Here is a 13,957-nt window from a genome sequence, read left to right on the forward strand (position 1 = left end):
GCTCCATCCGGGATTCAATCTCCGCGCTCTCCGAAGCTGCCGTTGATTTCGCCGACGCCGCCCCAATCGGCAGGCAGCAAGCCAGCACGAACAAAGCGGTGAAGCGACGAATGCGGCCTCGGCGAGGCCGGATTGGGATGCGAAGCAGTCGGCGGTGTCGCGGCGAAAATGTTTTGCTTCCGTCGCCGACACCGACACGCTGATCCTGCCGATTCATTTTCCGGCGCCGACCGTCGGGCTGATCAAGCCGCTCGGCGCCGCCTTTGACTATCGTTTCAAGCGGGAGTAGGGCGACCGCACTTCGGACGGTCTAGTAAGTATAGAACATCCGTTGGATCTCCTTGGTGTCGGTCGTCTTGGTCAGCGCCAGCATCAGCAGAATACGCGCCTTTTGAGGATTCAGCGTATCCGAGACGACGAAGTCGTGTTCGTCGTCCTTGGCCTCCCCGTTGCGTGCGACGATGCCGTTTCCGACACGGCTGCTGCGAACGATCACGACACCCTTCTTGCGGGCCTCGTCGAGAGCCGGCTCGACCGCGGGCCGAGCCAGGCTGCCGTCACCCACCCCGGCATGCACGATCCCCTTGGCTCCGGCGGCGACAAAAGCGTCGATCGCGACCCGGTTCATGTTGGCGTAGCCGTAGACGATGTCGACTTGCGGCAGGACATCGAGCTTGGAGACGTCAAATTCGGAGTCCGCCGTGTGCCGGCGCGTCGATTGACGATAGAAGTACGGTTTGTTGCCCTGCATGTAGCCGAGGAAGCCGAGTTCCGGCGTGCGGAAGGTGTCTGCCGTCGAGGTGTTGTTCTTGGTCACGTCGCGAGCTGCGTTGATCTGATCGTTGAGCGCGACGAGTACGCCCTTGCCGACGGCCTCGTCACTGCCTGCGAGGATCACCGCATTAAAGAGGTTGATCGGCCCATCCGCGCTGATCGCTGTCGACGGCCGCATCGCGCCGACGATGACGACAGGTTTCTTGCTCTTGACGACGAGATCTAGAAAATAGCTGGTTTCCTCGATCGTATCAGTCCCGTGCGTGATCACGATCCCATCGACGTCGTCTTGCGCGAGGAGCGCGTTGACGCGCTTGGCGAGCTTGAGCCAGTAGTCATTGTTCATGTTCTCGCTGGCGATCTGGAAAACCTGCTCGCCCTTGACGTTAGCCACCGTTTTCAGTTCGGGAACGGCGTTCAGGAGGGTCTCTATGCCCACCGTGGCTGCGGTGTAGCCGACCACGGTGGTGCTGCTCGCCCCGCTGCCGGCGATCGTGCCACCGGTTGCCAGAACCATGACGTTGGGCAGACCGGGGCCCCTCGCGTTCGCGACGTCAAGACTGATGAGCAGCGCGAAGAGCAAGCTCATTGTCGCGATCATGTGATGACGCACTCGAAACTGCCACATCTCGGTATTCCTTTGCTAGAAAGCCTCGTCGATGCGCCCCGGTTCGCTCGGCACTGCATGATCCGTCAGCCGAGGCCTTCTGTCCAGAGTGGCGATGCTTTTGGATGATTTGGTTCGGACGCTGGGCATGGGGCAACACACATGCGAATGGCCGGGACAAGCCCGGCCATGACGAGTTCTTGGAGCTAATGTTCGCCTAGGAAGCAGCGAATTCGCGGTGCCTTACGCGCCGACCTCGCACTTCTTCATAAAACTGTTCTTGGCGGCGCCGGCCAGCGGCTTGCCGTCGGCGCTGACGGCCTTGGGCGTGCAGGCGTCGGCCTTGCACTTCTTCAGGAACGAGGTCTTGGCTGCGCCTGCGAGCGGCTTGCCGTCCTTGCCGACCGCCTTGCTCTCGCAGGTTTCTTGCGCGAAGGCCGATCCCGCTGCAAAGGTCGCGACGATCGCAGCCAGGAAAATCCGCTTCATCATGAGTGTCTCCCTAAACCAGAAATGGCGAGCGGATTGGAGCCGGGAATCGTGGCGCAATCAAGCAGGATCGGCGCCGACGCGTCTTCGCGCGGTTCATTTTTTCCAGCGGTCGAGGGCGGCCATGGCCTTGACGCGCGCGTCGTTCATCGCCGCCTGATTCCCGGGCGTCGACTGCCGCCGGGACGAGGGCTCGTCGAAACCGTGGGTTGCCCCGCGATAGGTCGTGACGTCGATCGGGCTTCCGGCCTGCCGCGAGCGGTCGGCGAATTGCTGGCAGGTCTGCGGTGAGACCTCTTCGTCGTCGGCGCCGAGAAACATCGCGATTGGAGCGGCGCTGGAGATGGTCGGCGCGACCAGTGCCTTCCGTCCGCAGCCCGGATAGAACACGAGCGCGCCGCGATAACCGGCTGTCTTGTCGCCCTGCCGGATCATCACGTTCAGTGCGGTGCTGCCGCCATTGGACCAGCCCTGGAGGAAGACCTGCCTGCCGATCACGTCGCTGCGTCCGCGCAGATAAGCGAGCGCCCCCTCGGCATCGAGCGGGCGCACGGTCAGTTCGTTGACGTCGGCACGGTCAGGATCGTCGTGGGTGAAGCGGCCGAAGCCGTGCGCCTTGCCGCGTGGGCCGAAACTGTCCGGGAGCAAGGCAAGGTAACCGTGCGCCGACCAATATTCGCCCCACATCCTGTGGCGCTTGGACAAGGTGGTGGCGTCGCAGGGCGAAGCGATACCGGCGCCGACGGACGTGCAGCCGGAATTGTTGTTGCTGGAGTAGGGGCCGCCGCGGCCGTGCAGCATGACGACGGCAGGCCAGGGGCCCGGCGTCGTTGGCTGGAACAGGTAGCCGACGAGCGCGGTGCGGTTGTCGGCGCTGCGAAAATAGACCGTCTGCGGTGCGGCGGAGACGGCCGCGACCGGCACCAGCGAGGCGACGAGGCCGATGAAGAGACGGACAAGATGAGTTGGCAAATCGGTCGGGCCTGATCGCAACGTGATCACACGCCCCGCACGAGCAGCGCCTTGAAATCGGCCCGGGCGCGCTGCGCCTCAGCCCTGGCGACGTCCGAGGCGTCGCCCAAGCCGAAATAGCCGTGGATCAGGCCGGGCCCCTCATGATGCCTGACCCGTACGCCGGCGGCTTCGAGCGCCTGCGCGTAGGCCGCGCCCTCGTCGCGCAACGGATCGAACCAGGCGGTGGTCACGACCGCGGGTGCGACACCTGCAAGGGATGCAGCGCGCAGCGGTGAGACCCGCCAGTCCTTGGCATGGCCGGGTTCGGCGAGATAATGGCCGCAAAACCATTGCATCGTGGCGCGCGTGAGGAAATAGCCGTCGGCATTCTCCGCGCGCGAGGGATAGCGCGCGTTCTCGCGCGCATCGGCGTAAGCGCCGAGGACGTCGGTCACGGGATAGACCAGGAGCTGCGCGGCGAGCTTGATGCCGGCGTCGCGGCAGGCGATCGCGGTGGCGGCTGCGAGATTGCCGCCGGCGCTGTCGCCGGCAACGCCGAGGCGTTTTGCGTCGCCGCCAAATTCCGCGACGCGGTTGAAGATGTCACTCACCGCGGCGAAGGCATCCTCGAAGGCGCCGGGAAAGCGCGTCTCCGGGGGGCGACGATAATCGACGGAGACGACGATCGCGCCGGTCTCGATCGCAAGGTTGCGCGCCTGCCGGTCATGGGTCTCGATGTCGCCCGCGACCCAGCCGCCGCCGTGAAAAAACACTACGGTCGGCGCGGGATCGGTGCCGATTCGGTAGAGGCGTGCATCGAGCGGGCCGGCGCCGCCTTTCACCTTGATATCCTGCACGGTCTCGACCGGCGGCGGCGGTACGGCCGCGCGCGCGGCAGCCAGTGCGCGCAAGGAATCGCGGGCGCTCTGTGGCGTCATCGTGGTGGGATCGCGCAGCGGCAGCAGCGGAATGATCTGGGCGATGACGGGATCGAGCGGTGCGGCCATTTGCAGGTCCTCGCGGGATTCTTGCCAGGGTTCTTGGTCTTGCTTGCGGCTTAGCATAGATTTCGCGCGCCGCATCGGCAACGGCAATGCCGCGGGATGAACGGGCAGGGAGGTCTCGAGTTGGAATTCGAAGCGTTGGTCCAGTCGCGCCGCAGCGTGCGCGGCTTCAAGAACAAGCCGGTGAAACGTGCGGTAATCGAAGCGATCATCGAGAGCGCCAAGCGCGCGCCGTCGTCGATGAACACCCAGCCCTGGCATGTCCACGTGCTGACAGGCCGCCCGCTGGAAGAGGTGCGCCGCCGCAACATGGAAGAGATGATCGCCGGCGCCAGGGTCAAGCGCGACATCATCAGCCATGGCGAGTACCAGGGCGTGCATCGCACGCGGCAGGTCGACATCGCCAAGAAACTGTTCGGCGCGATGGGGATCGCGCGTGACGACAAGCCGATGCGCCAGGACTGGGTGCTGCGCGGCTTCCGCCAGTTCGACGCGCCGGTCTCGCTGGTCCTGACCTATGACCGCGTGCTCGATCCCGGCGCAGTCTGCCATTTCGATCTCGGCGCGCTCTGCTACGGCATCGTGCTCGCAGCCTGGGACCGCGGCCTCGGTTCGGTGATCAACGGGCAGGGCATCATGCGCTCCGATATCGTGCGCGAGGTTGCCGGAATCCCCGAAGACGAGGTGATCATGACCTGCGTCGCGATGGGTTATCCCGACGACGGCTTTGCCGCCAACGCGGTGCGCTCGGATCGCGAGCACAACGATGATTTCGTGCGTTATGTCGGCTTTGCCGACTAGCGCGAGAAGTCACTGACGCGGAGAGCTGACTGTGGCGGCGGGGAGGAGAATATTTTTTGATGCCGAGCCATTAGTGGCTCTTGCAATCTCGATCGCACGGGAGGAACAATACGCGCAGTGAAAGGTTTGTTGCTGGCGCGAGGGAATTGACATGCGGCGGCTGGCTAGCCTGGTTCGACGGTTCTTCGGTCCGCGACCGCGGTACCCGATCGATGACGATCCAAATCTTCCCTTCACATCCGATGAGTTCGGCAAGCTGATCCGCAGCGGCAGACGCGAGGACATGAAGCTGCTTGCGGAAGGACTGGCTTCCCGATCGATTCCGTATCGCGCCAAATACCGGGCCACGCACTAAGCGCGGTTCGCAACGAGGTCCTCGCCGCGGGATCGCCCCGCCTGCGCGGTCATCGCGTGAGCGCAACCTGCTTGAACGAGGTTACGAGGGCCTTCTCCAGCTTTCCGGTCATCCCGCAAAGGATGTTGTAGGCCTCGGTGCGCGGCATTGTCGGCTTGTAGTGCCGGTGCTCGATCAGCGCGGCGAAGATGTCCGAGATCGTCAGAATGCGGACGACGTCATTGATGCTCTCGCTGCACAGCGCGTCGGGATAACCGCTCCCGTCGAGATATTCGTGGTGATGCCGCACGGCATCGAGAATCTCGGGCGATATCTTCTCGTGGCTCTTGAGAAATTCGTAGCCGGCAGCCGGATGGGTCTCGATCATGGCGCGCTCCTCGGCGTCGAGGCGGCCGGGCTTGTCCAGGATCGCAAGGGGAATCTGGGCCTTGCCGATGTCGTGGAACATCGCCGCCGAATACAGGCGCTCCAGGTCGGCTCGCCCGACGCCGAGGCTCAGCCCGAAGTCGATCGCGACGCCGGTCACCAGCAGGCAATGCTGGTAGGTTCCCTCGTGATGGCGCCGCACCGTCGTGAGCCATTCGGACAGGCCGTGTTCGCTGATGCGATCGGCAATCTTGCGGCCGGCCTCTTTTGTGCCGACGACATCAAGGGGCTCGCCGAGCGCGACGGCCGTGAACATCGATGCGATGGCGGTCGCCGCGGCTTCCACGGCGTTGTCCGGCTGCGGCGTGTCGCTCGATAAGGCCGCAGAGGCCAGTTCAGCCGGGTCGGCCAGCGCCGTCAGCAGGTTGATCTTGTTGATCGTCCCGGGAAGAACGAGGGTGGCGCCGAGCGCGTAGGCCTGCGAGATACTCACGTGAGCGGAGTGCTCGACGAGGAAGACACGTTTCGTGGCCTTCGCCAGCTTGGCGGCCCGCTTCTTGATGGCCGCGATGTTGCAGACGTCACGCAGCTCCGCGCGAATGACGTATGCGAATGGCACTTGCGACAGCTTGGCTTCCGCATCGAGCCGTTCACCGGCGACGGTAAACTGCCGTTCGAGGATCGAGCAGACGCCCGCCAGTTTGTCGGAGGAATCGGCCAGCACATGCACGAAGGGGCGAGCCGCTTCCGCCTTTCGGATGCCGCCGTCGCCTTTGACGGGGCTGGATATGGTTCGGGTACTCTGCACGGCGGACCGGGATTATGATGACATTGAATGAGCTTGATGAATTCGGGAGCCTATTTGCTCGGAGTGGAGTTTGGCGCAGCAGCAGCTTTTGCGCTCGCCGGCTTCTTCTTGCCGTCTGCAGTGATGAAGTGCACGCCGGCCATGGTGCCGTCGATCCACACCAGCTCGCAGCGGCGGTAGGCGAGACCCGTCGACGACAGCAGCAGGAAGAATTCCTTGGCCTGGAGGACGTCGAGCGTGCCTTCGACCTCGATCTTGGCGCCACTCTGCGACACGTCGAGCAGGACGCAGCTGCGTCGCCACGTGCCGTCCGAGCCCATCAGATTGACAGCCTGCTTGTGATCCATCCGTACGCGAAGCGCCTTGCGACCGTCGAACCTCATCGGTTATCCCCCGTTTCTGTGCCGCCCCGGATCGCTTGTGTTGGCACTCGCTGCAATTTCCCCCCAGCGCACTGTCCATTGGCTGGTCGACAAGAGAAGCGTGTCGAAAATCTGCTGCGCTCGTTCGCGCTCGGCAAAGGAGAGACGTGCACCGCCGCGGTTGCTGAGGATCGCGAGCGTGGTCTGCCAGTTCAGGCGCGACGCCCGGCAGGCCATGACCAGGCCCTCACAGTCGGCATCGGTCATCACGTGCTCGATGATCTCGATCGGGACGGCGGAAAGCACCGACAATGCCGTGAAGAGGTTGGCCATCTCACCGCGGATCGCGAAGCGGTTCACTGTGGAGTCGTTGAGCTTGCCGACGCGGCTGAGTGCGACGATCTCGGGCCTTGCGTTCGCATAGTCGGTCGAGCAGGGCCGCTTTGGTTCGATCCGAGCGGGCGTTGGGTTCGAGGCGGCGTCTTGCGCCGGCGGCACGGAGGAAGCGTTGGGCTTGGCCGGCGCATTCTCGCCGGATGGAGCCGCGAGCAACTTGCGCAAGACGGCGTCGGGTGTGCCCGGCCTGAGCGCCAGCGTCTTCGTGATCTCGCCATCCGCCGCGCTCTTCTCAATGAGCCCGGCATAGGCCGCACCGGAGAATCTCGATCCAGGGTTCTTGATCAGCGCAAGGTAGATCGCGCGGCCACCGCGCCTGAGCAGTGCCTCGGCTACGGCCGCTTCGACTTTGTCTCGGGTCGCAATCGCAAGCTGATGCCTTTCGCCGCAGGACCTCGCCACCGCTTCAAGGTCGGACGCGGACAATGCCTGCGATTTGAGCAGGATCGGGCACGCCACCTCCGGATCGTCGTGCGAAGCCAGGTGCCGCAATGTATCCTGCGGTGCAACATTGAATTCAGCAAGTGCCTTGCTGAGCTGGACGAGCGCGCTGGAAGTGACCCTCTCAGCAAGGCGCAGGAGGATGCTGTCGACCACGTTGACGAGCTTTTCATGGGGCCTGTCGTGCCTGCTGGTGAGCAGTTGCACGATGTCGGAGAGGATACGCGCGCAGCGCTCCGGCGGGCTCGCTGCGACCGCTTCTTCCAATTCGACCAGAATATCGGCAGGCGAATTTGCCATCATGGCAGGAGCCTGAATTCAAATGACTTCAACTATTCAACGAGCTTCATTGCGCCTCATAGTTGTTAATTTGAACTTACGCACCTTAATCGCTAGGGTATCGCCACACCGTCGTCTTCACTGGAAACGCTATCGAAATTTGGCAGGACGGGAACCGTCACTTGTCCTTTGGATTGGACCCTCGCCAACTGATCGAGAGGGGATAGGATGATTCTTTCGATCTAACGGGCAACCGAAAGGGGGGAATCAGACCGGTACTGTCGCCGGATGCGCGTCGTTTCGCGACGCTGCTTTTCATTTGCCATGACCAATATTGATGAGGCGCCTGGGCTGGCGCCAAAGATATTCCGTTTTGCAGACGTGGATGAATTTCGCAACGCGATCCGCGGTCTGAATTTCGAGTTCACGCCGCTCGTGCGAACGATCGCGGCCGAGCAGATCATTTTGCAACTGCCCGGCTGCGACGTTAACGTGACGCGGTCGTTTCCGCGCGTCGTGGATGCGCAGCTCATCGCGGATTGCACGGCGGTTGGTTTTGCGATGGACGACCTTGAAGTTCCCATTCGCTTCAACGGCGCACAACGCGACCGTGCGGTCATCGTCATCGGCGGCAGCGGCGCTGCCTACAACACCATTGAGGAAGTGGAGCGGCAAATCGCCTCGGTCATCTTCCGACCAGAGGTCACGGACCGCGGCTGGCCCGAGACGCACTCCTGCTTCAAGATTTTCGAGACGAGCACGCCGGCGCTGCACTGGCTACGGAAAGTTGTAAGGGAGGTGGTGGCCGCCGCGTCCGAGCCCATCGATCCCGTCGATGTGCCGCTGAAGGCCGCGGCGATGAAGGAGTCCTTGTTCGGGGCAGTCGATGCCGCGTTCGCCGATTTGGTTCCCGCGCGATGGACGGTGCGACCGAACGACGGGCGGCAGTTCAAGACATTTCAGGACATCCGCGCGCTGTTGTCCGGCGATCTCTCACAGCCCATCTACAGCGAGGAGATTGCGCGCAAGCTCAACCTGTCCGTCCGCACCCTGCACGACGTCGTCCGCCGCTATCGCGGCATGAGCCTGCACCGCTATTTACGCCTGCGCCGGCTGTGGCTGGTGCGCAGGCGGCTGCTCGCGGGAGCCGACAGCGTCAAGGCCGTGGCGCTGGCGTTCGGCTTCTGGCATCTCAGCGACTTCTCCAGGAGCTATCGCGACCAGTTCGGCGAGACGCCGTCGCAAACGCTGGAGCGTGGGCGAAGGGCGTAGCGAGACAATCGGATTGGGTCAGTTCCGTCATTTCGTGCTAGCCTGCCCGCCATGAGCAACCGCATTCTCGTCCTCTACGGATCCTACCGTTCGGACCGCATGGGCATCCGCCTTGCGAATTTCGTCATCAATCGCCTGCGCGAGCGCGGCGAGGATGTCGCGTTCATCGACGCCAAGGCGATCGGCCTGCCGATGCTCGACCGCATGTACAAGGAATATCCCAAGGGCGCCGCGCCCGAGGCGCTGGAGAAGCTGGCCGGGCAGATCCGCGGCGCGGACGGTTTTGTCTTCGTCACCGGGGAATACAATTGGGGCATTCAGCCCGGATTGAAGAACCTCACCGACCATTTCCTCGAAGAATGGTTCTGGCGTCCGGCCGCGATCGTCAGCTATTCCGCCGGCCGCCTGTCCGGCGCGCGCGCCTCGACCGCCTGGCACGGCACGCTGTCGGAAATGGGCATGGTGGTGGTGTCGAGCACCATCGGCGTCGGCCCGATCGCGCAGACGTTGTCGGCGGATGCCGAGCCGATCGGCGAGGGCGGCAAGGCGCTGGAGCGTTCGTTCCCGCGCTTTGCCGACGACCTTGCATGGTGGATCGAGGCGGCCAAGGCGCAGCGGGCGCGCAAGGCGCCGCCTTACTGATATCCCTCACCGCGAAGACGTTCCCGTAGCCCGGATGGAGCGAAGCGCAATCCGGGATGTCGTACACCAACGGCACCGTCCCGGATTACGCTTCGCTCCATCCGGGTTACGAATCTGCGTGCAGTCCGGAGCCTAGGCGGCCCTGACTTCGCCGAGGAACCGGTCGAACTGTCCGGCGAGATCGCGCGACTGGGTCGAGAGCTGCTCGGCCGCGCTCAGCACCTCCCTGGCGGCCGCTCCCGCGTCGTCGGCGGCGCGCTGCACGCCTGAAATGTTGGTGTTGACCTCCTGGGTGCCGCGGGCGGCCTCCTGGACGCTGCGGGCGATCTCCTTGGTCGCCGAGCCCTGTTCCTCGATCGCCGCGGCAATCGCGGTGCCGATCTGGTCGATCTCGCCGATGACGTCGGCGACGTTGCGGATCGCGGCCACGGTCTCGTCGCTCGCGGACTGGATCGCCGTGATCTGCTCGGAGATTTCGGTCGTGGCCTTGGCGGTCTGGCCGGCCAGCGATTTCACTTCCGACGCGACCACGGCAAAGCCGCGGCCGGCGTCGCCGGCACGGGCGGCTTCGATGGTCGCGTTCAGCGCCAAGAGATTGGTCTGCTCGGCGATGCTCTGGATCAGGGTGACGACGTCGCCGATCTTCTGCGCGCCCTCGGCGAGCGCACGTGCCGTGTCGCCGGTGCGGCGGGCATTGTCGACGGCGCGGGCCGCGATCTCGGTGCTTTGTGCGACCTGACGGCCGATCTCCGCGATCGAGGAGGTCAGCTCTTCGGTGGCGCTGGCGACCGTCTGCACGTTGGTCGAGGTCTGCTCGGAGGCGGCAGCGACGACCGCGGCCTGGCTGTTGGTCTGGGCCGCCGTCGAGGTCATCGACTGCGCCGTGCTCTCCATGGTGGAGGAGGCCCGGGACAGGCCGCCGACGAGTTCGGTGATCTTGGCCTCGAAGGCGCGGGTGAGCTCGTCGAGCGCGTGGGCGCGGCGCATCTTGCCGTCGTTCTCGGCCTGCTTCTCGGCCGCGAGCCGGTCGGCCCGGATCATGTTGTCCTTGAACACCTGGACGGCCGCGGCCATCGCCCCGATCTCGTCGGAGCGCTCGGCGCCCGGGATCTCCTCGGCAACGTCGCCATCGGCCAGCCGCGACATCCGCGTCGTGAGGTCGACGATCGGCGCGCAGACGCGACGGCGGACGGTCACGACGAGGCCGACGCTCGCGATCAGCACGGCAACGAGGCCCGCGAGCGCGATTGTGAAGCTGGTGCGCGCGGCCGAAGAGGCGCCGGCGAGGATCTGCTCGGCATTGTCGTAGAACGCGTCGCGGACCTCGATGATGGTGCTGAGGCCGCGCTGCGTGGCGGCGTAATAGGTGTCCATGTCGTGTTCGTACTTGCCGCTGACCGCACCGTCCTTGACCAGCTTGAGCTCGCGGCCGAACTCCTCGATATAGACCGAGTTGAACTTCTCCAGCGCAGCGGCGACGTTCGCCGGAGTTGCCGGATTGCCGCGCAATTCCAGCAGCGCCATCACGATCTGGTCGTTGCGGCCCTGCGAGCGGCTGATCTCGGCCTTCTCCGCGTCCGTCGCCGGTTTCTTGCCGCCGACGAGGTTCTTGTGCAGGCTGGAGTTGAAGCCGCCAACGTCGCGCAGCGTCATCGCGATATTGGCGTAGCTGGCCTGCCGGTAGGCGTCGCCGTTGAGGATCGCCATGCGGCGGACCTGCTCGTTGAGCAGCGCGGTCACGGCGCCGTTGAGCACGGCGTTGTCGGCGACGATCTTCTTGGCGGCGTCCTTGCGCGCCTCCGCCGGTCCGGCGAGCGCCTTGTCGATGGCTTCGCGCAGCGCGGTGAATTTCGAATTGATGCCGTCGATGTTGTTGCCGGTGGTGGCGCCGTCGTCGAACGGGCCGGGCAACTCCTTGCGCAGCGCATTCATCCTGTCGCGCGCGCCGTCGGTCTGCTTGCGCAGCTTGTCCTGCTCGGCGAGCAGCGCAGGGTCGATACTCGCCGGCCCATAGAGGATGTTGGTCGAAAAGCCGCGCTCGGGGTTGAGATAGCGCGGGATGTCGCTGGCAGCGCGGACAATCGCGAGCCGCCCCTGTGCCTCGGTGATCCGCTCCATCGTCTGGTATTTCGTCACGGCGACGTAGACGGCGAGGCCGCCGCCCACGGTCGAGAGCGAGACGATGGCGGTGGTCAGGAGCGTTCCGATTTTCATGATCTGTCCGGCAATTGGCGCGGGAGAATAATTTTGCACGGAAGATAGGCAGGCGATATTAATCCCGGGTTTACGCTGATCGCTGCCGGCGAGCAGGCTGGGTCCCTAGGCCTTTCGATCCAGCGCAGCGAGGATCTCCAGCGTCGCACCGTCGCGCTCGCCTGCGAAGTACCGGGCGAGCGCCTCGCCGAAAATGGGATCGTCCGACACCGCGCCGAACAACGTCATCGAGGAGCGGAATTTGGCGTCATCAGGCGCGCCGAGGATCGCGTTGATGGTCCGTCCCTGAACGGCGAGCACGAGCCTGGTGCACTCGATCAGGCGCGGGCCAAGGACGGGGTGGGCGAGGTAGGCTTCGGCCTCCGCGCGCGAGCCGATGGCGTAGCGCTGCGCCATGGCGCTGAAACCGAGGCCGGCAACCTGCGGGAAAACGAACCAGATCCAGTGGCTCTGCTTGCGGCCCCGGGACAGCTCGCCGGTAACGGTGGGATAGACCGGGTTTTGGGCCTGAACGAACCGGTCCAGATCGAAGGGAGCGGTCATTGGATACCTTTTTGGGGCGCCTCGCCGGCCGTGATTATGCCTAACTTTTGGCTCCCAATGTGGTAGCTGGTATAGAGTCTCCGGGTGGGGGTGGGTCCCCCGGGGGTCGATTTGGGGATCTGATGGTTTCCGACACCGCAAGAGCCGAGAGGCTGTTGTCGCGCCGCCGTATCGGGCGAGCCGAGACGCTATTGCTGTCTCTGGCCGCCGTTGCGCTGTCGCTCGGTGCCGCCGCCTGGGTTGCCGACATGGGCGACTCGACCCCGTTGGTTTCCGCCGCGCTGCCGCCGGCCAATGCCCCTTCGTTCGAGGACCGTTTTGCTTCGGCATCTGGCAGCCCGGCCGCCCGCGAGATCGGCCTGCGGACGCTGGAGCGCTCCGCCCTGAATGCGGTTCAGCTCAAGCTGCGCGATGCCAAGGCGATGCTGGCCCAGAGACTCCAGGGCGACGACTGGCGCTCGATCCTGACCGAGGATGACCGGCCGCCGGTTGACGAGCGGCAGCCTTCGCAGCGCGCCGACGCCATCCCGATGCCGCGTTCGCGGCCGGTGCAGGCGGACTTCTCGGCCCAGATCGCGTCCAGCCAAGCCTATGCCGACACCAGCCCCAAGGTCGACAACCGCAACTTCTTCGAGAAATTCACCGACAAGATCAAGCTGGCCTCGCTGACGCCCGACAGCGGCCTGCTCGGCAGGGCGCCGGATCTTGGCGCCCTCGGCTACGATTCGCGCACGGCGGTCTACGACATCTCGGCCAAGGCGCTTTACCTGCCGAGCGGCGTCGCGCTGGAGGCGCATTCGGGCATGGGCCCGCTAATGGACGATCCACAGCATGTCGACCAGCGCATGGTGGGTGCGACCCCGCCGGCGACCTACGATCTGAAGCCGCGCGAAAAACTGTTCCATGGTGTCCGGGCGCTCCGCCTGACTCCGACTGAGGGCACCAGCGCGCTGGGCCGCGTCGGCCTTCTCACCCACAACTACATGCTCGGGCCGCGCGGCGATTCCAACGGCTGCGTCTCGATCAAGGACTATGAGCGCTTCCTCAAGGCCTACGACAATGGCGAGTTCAACCGCCTGGTCGTGGTGCCGAGCCTGAGAGGATCGGCGACCGCCTCGCAGCGCGCCAGCACCGATTCCTGATATTTGCCTGCCGCGGCGGGGCTGCCATTTCCCCTTCGTTAAGCCGTCCTCGTCCAGAAGCAGCCCATGAGTGATCCCCAGAATTCCGAGACCCCGCTGCGTACGACGTTCAAGATCAAGCTGAACGGCGACACGCTGGCGATCGCGACCGTCGGCCAGGCCTATCAATTCCTCACCAACTTCAAGTCGGTCGAGTGGATGGAATTCCGCTCGCTGCATGAGGAAGCCATCGCGGCCCTGGAAGGCGCCGCCGGCAATGCCATGCTCGCGGTGCAGGCGACCAACGCCGTGCGGGCGCTGTTCGTGAGTGCGAAGCTGCTTTAAGGCGGCACTTCGTAGCCCGGATGGAGTGAAGCGCAATCCGGGAACAGACCAAACCACACCGCACGACCTTCCGTGTGGCACGAACCCCGGATTACGCTGCGCTCTATCCGGGCTACAGGGCTCCGTCCGGGCTACAGGCCTTCCGCTCCCAGCTTGAACTCGGCGACGGGAACGGGCAAACGGT

14 protein-coding genes and 1 pseudogene are annotated in these 13,957 nt (G+C 64.6%); 6 read left to right on the plus strand and 9 right to left on the minus strand.

Going from position 1 to position 13,957, the window contains the following annotated elements:
- Positions 1-118: 118 nt before the first annotated feature.
- Positions 119-289: pseudogene (locus E4K65_RS49460) on the plus strand (MBL fold metallo-hydrolase); the annotation flags it as partial.
- Between the two features lie 21 nt (positions 290-310).
- On the opposite strand, the gene E4K65_RS06980 reads toward E4K65_RS49460, so the two are convergent.
- From E4K65_RS06980 to E4K65_RS06995, 4 genes are all read right to left on the minus strand, one after another.
- Positions 311-1,375: a type II asparaginase gene (locus E4K65_RS06980; RefSeq protein WP_283813813.1), complete on the minus strand. Its 1,065-nt coding sequence runs from the start codon at positions 1,373-1,375 to the stop codon at positions 311-313.
- 249 nt (positions 1,376-1,624) lie between these two features.
- Entirely contained in the window at positions 1,625-1,873 is a 249-nt protein-coding gene (locus E4K65_RS06985) for a hypothetical protein (RefSeq protein ID WP_038970146.1), read from the minus strand.
- 93 nt (positions 1,874-1,966) lie between these two features.
- The gene (locus E4K65_RS06990; protein ID WP_209312042.1) at positions 1,967-2,842 is read right to left on the minus strand and encodes a dienelactone hydrolase family protein; all 876 of its coding nucleotides are present in this window, start codon (positions 2,840-2,842) and stop codon (positions 1,967-1,969) included.
- A gap of 26 nt (positions 2,843-2,868) precedes the next feature.
- Entirely contained in the window at positions 2,869-3,831 is a 963-nt protein-coding gene (locus tag E4K65_RS06995) for an alpha/beta hydrolase (protein ID WP_135173506.1), read from the minus strand.
- 120 nt (positions 3,832-3,951) lie between these two features.
- Here E4K65_RS06995 and E4K65_RS07000 point away from each other — a divergent pair, with 120 nt between their 5' ends.
- The gene (locus E4K65_RS07000; RefSeq protein ID WP_135173507.1) at positions 3,952-4,629 is read left to right on the plus strand and encodes a nitroreductase; all 678 of its coding nucleotides are present in this window, start codon (positions 3,952-3,954) and stop codon (positions 4,627-4,629) included.
- A gap of 404 nt (positions 4,630-5,033) precedes the next feature.
- Here E4K65_RS07000 and E4K65_RS07010 read toward each other — a convergent pair whose 3' ends face one another.
- From E4K65_RS07010 to E4K65_RS07020, 3 genes are read right to left on the minus strand one after another with little or no spacing between them, the layout of a single operon-like run.
- Complete coding sequence (locus E4K65_RS07010; protein ID WP_135173508.1) at positions 5,034-6,158, minus strand: HD-GYP domain-containing protein; 1,125 nt, start codon at positions 6,156-6,158, stop codon at positions 5,034-5,036.
- 50 nt (positions 6,159-6,208) lie between these two features.
- On the minus strand, positions 6,209-6,541 hold the full coding sequence (locus E4K65_RS07015) for a PilZ domain-containing protein (protein WP_025575407.1): 333 nt from the start codon (positions 6,539-6,541) through the stop codon (positions 6,209-6,211).
- A gap of 3 nt (positions 6,542-6,544) precedes the next feature.
- A complete protein-coding gene (locus E4K65_RS07020) occupies positions 6,545-7,660 on the minus strand; it encodes a DUF2336 domain-containing protein (RefSeq protein WP_135173509.1) in 1,116 nt (371 codons plus the stop codon).
- A gap of 300 nt (positions 7,661-7,960) precedes the next feature.
- Here E4K65_RS07020 and E4K65_RS07025 point away from each other — a divergent pair, with 300 nt between their 5' ends.
- On the plus strand, positions 7,961-8,908 hold the full coding sequence (locus tag E4K65_RS07025; RefSeq protein ID WP_135173510.1) for a helix-turn-helix domain-containing protein: 948 nt from the start codon (positions 7,961-7,963) through the stop codon (positions 8,906-8,908).
- Positions 8,909-8,959: 51 nt separating this feature from the next.
- Positions 8,960-9,550, plus strand: a complete 591-nt coding sequence (locus E4K65_RS07030) for an NADPH-dependent FMN reductase (protein ID WP_135173511.1) — start codon at positions 8,960-8,962, stop codon at positions 9,548-9,550.
- Positions 9,551-9,682: 132 nt separating this feature from the next.
- Here the strand turns inward: E4K65_RS07030 and E4K65_RS07035 are convergent, their stop codons facing one another.
- Together E4K65_RS07035 and E4K65_RS07040 are read right to left on the minus strand one after the other, a co-directional pair.
- A complete protein-coding gene (locus E4K65_RS07035; RefSeq protein WP_135173512.1) occupies positions 9,683-11,764 on the minus strand; it encodes a methyl-accepting chemotaxis protein in 2,082 nt (693 codons plus the stop codon).
- A 105-nt stretch (positions 11,765-11,869) separates the two neighbouring features.
- Positions 11,870-12,307 carry a DUF1810 domain-containing protein gene (locus E4K65_RS07040; RefSeq protein ID WP_135173513.1) on the minus strand — a complete coding sequence of 146 codons (438 nt, stop codon included), beginning with the start codon at positions 12,305-12,307 and terminating at the stop codon, positions 11,870-11,872.
- Positions 12,308-12,498: 191 nt separating this feature from the next.
- On the opposite strand from E4K65_RS07040, the gene E4K65_RS07045 reads away from it, so the two are divergent.
- Positions 12,499-13,449 carry a DUF2778 domain-containing protein gene (locus E4K65_RS07045; protein WP_167770649.1) on the plus strand — a complete coding sequence of 317 codons (951 nt, stop codon included), beginning with the start codon at positions 12,499-12,501 and terminating at the stop codon, positions 13,447-13,449.
- Between the two features lie 66 nt (positions 13,450-13,515).
- Positions 13,516-13,773 (plus strand): hypothetical protein, encoded by a 258-nt coding sequence (locus tag E4K65_RS07050; protein ID WP_025575395.1) that lies wholly within the window; start codon positions 13,516-13,518, stop codon positions 13,771-13,773.
- The last annotated feature ends 184 nt before the right edge of the window (positions 13,774-13,957 follow it).

The organism is Bradyrhizobium niftali (assembly GCF_004571025.1).
Lineage (GTDB): Bacteria > Pseudomonadota > Alphaproteobacteria > Rhizobiales > Xanthobacteraceae > Bradyrhizobium > Bradyrhizobium niftali.

What these genes read in the sequence shown, in the direction of transcription:
- E4K65_RS06980 (WP_283813813.1), bottom strand. Translation starts at nt 1,375, where the DNA reads ATGATCGCGACAATGAGCTTGCTCTTCGCGCTGCTCATCAGTCTTGAC.
- E4K65_RS06985 (WP_038970146.1), bottom strand. Translation starts at nt 1,873, where the DNA reads ATGATGAAGCGGATTTTCCTGGCTGCGATCGTCGCGACCTTTGCAGCG.
- E4K65_RS06995 (WP_135173506.1), bottom strand. Translation starts at nt 3,831, where the DNA reads ATGGCCGCACCGCTCGATCCCGTCATCGCCCAGATCATTCCGCTGCTG.
- E4K65_RS07015 (WP_025575407.1), bottom strand. Translation starts at nt 6,541, where the DNA reads ATGAGGTTCGACGGTCGCAAGGCGCTTCGCGTACGGATGGATCACAAG.
- E4K65_RS07020 (WP_135173509.1), bottom strand. Translation starts at nt 7,660, where the DNA reads ATGATGGCAAATTCGCCTGCCGATATTCTGGTCGAATTGGAAGAAGCG.
- E4K65_RS07025 (WP_135173510.1), top strand. Translation starts at nt 7,961, where the DNA reads ATGACCAATATTGATGAGGCGCCTGGGCTGGCGCCAAAGATATTCCGT.
- E4K65_RS07030 (WP_135173511.1), top strand. Translation starts at nt 8,960, where the DNA reads ATGAGCAACCGCATTCTCGTCCTCTACGGATCCTACCGTTCGGACCGC.
- E4K65_RS07035 (WP_135173512.1), bottom strand. Translation starts at nt 11,764, where the DNA reads ATGAAAATCGGAACGCTCCTGACCACCGCCATCGTCTCGCTCTCGACC.
- E4K65_RS07040 (WP_135173513.1), bottom strand. Translation starts at nt 12,307, where the DNA reads ATGACCGCTCCCTTCGATCTGGACCGGTTCGTTCAGGCCCAAAACCCG.
- E4K65_RS07050 (WP_025575395.1), top strand. Translation starts at nt 13,516, where the DNA reads ATGAGTGATCCCCAGAATTCCGAGACCCCGCTGCGTACGACGTTCAAG.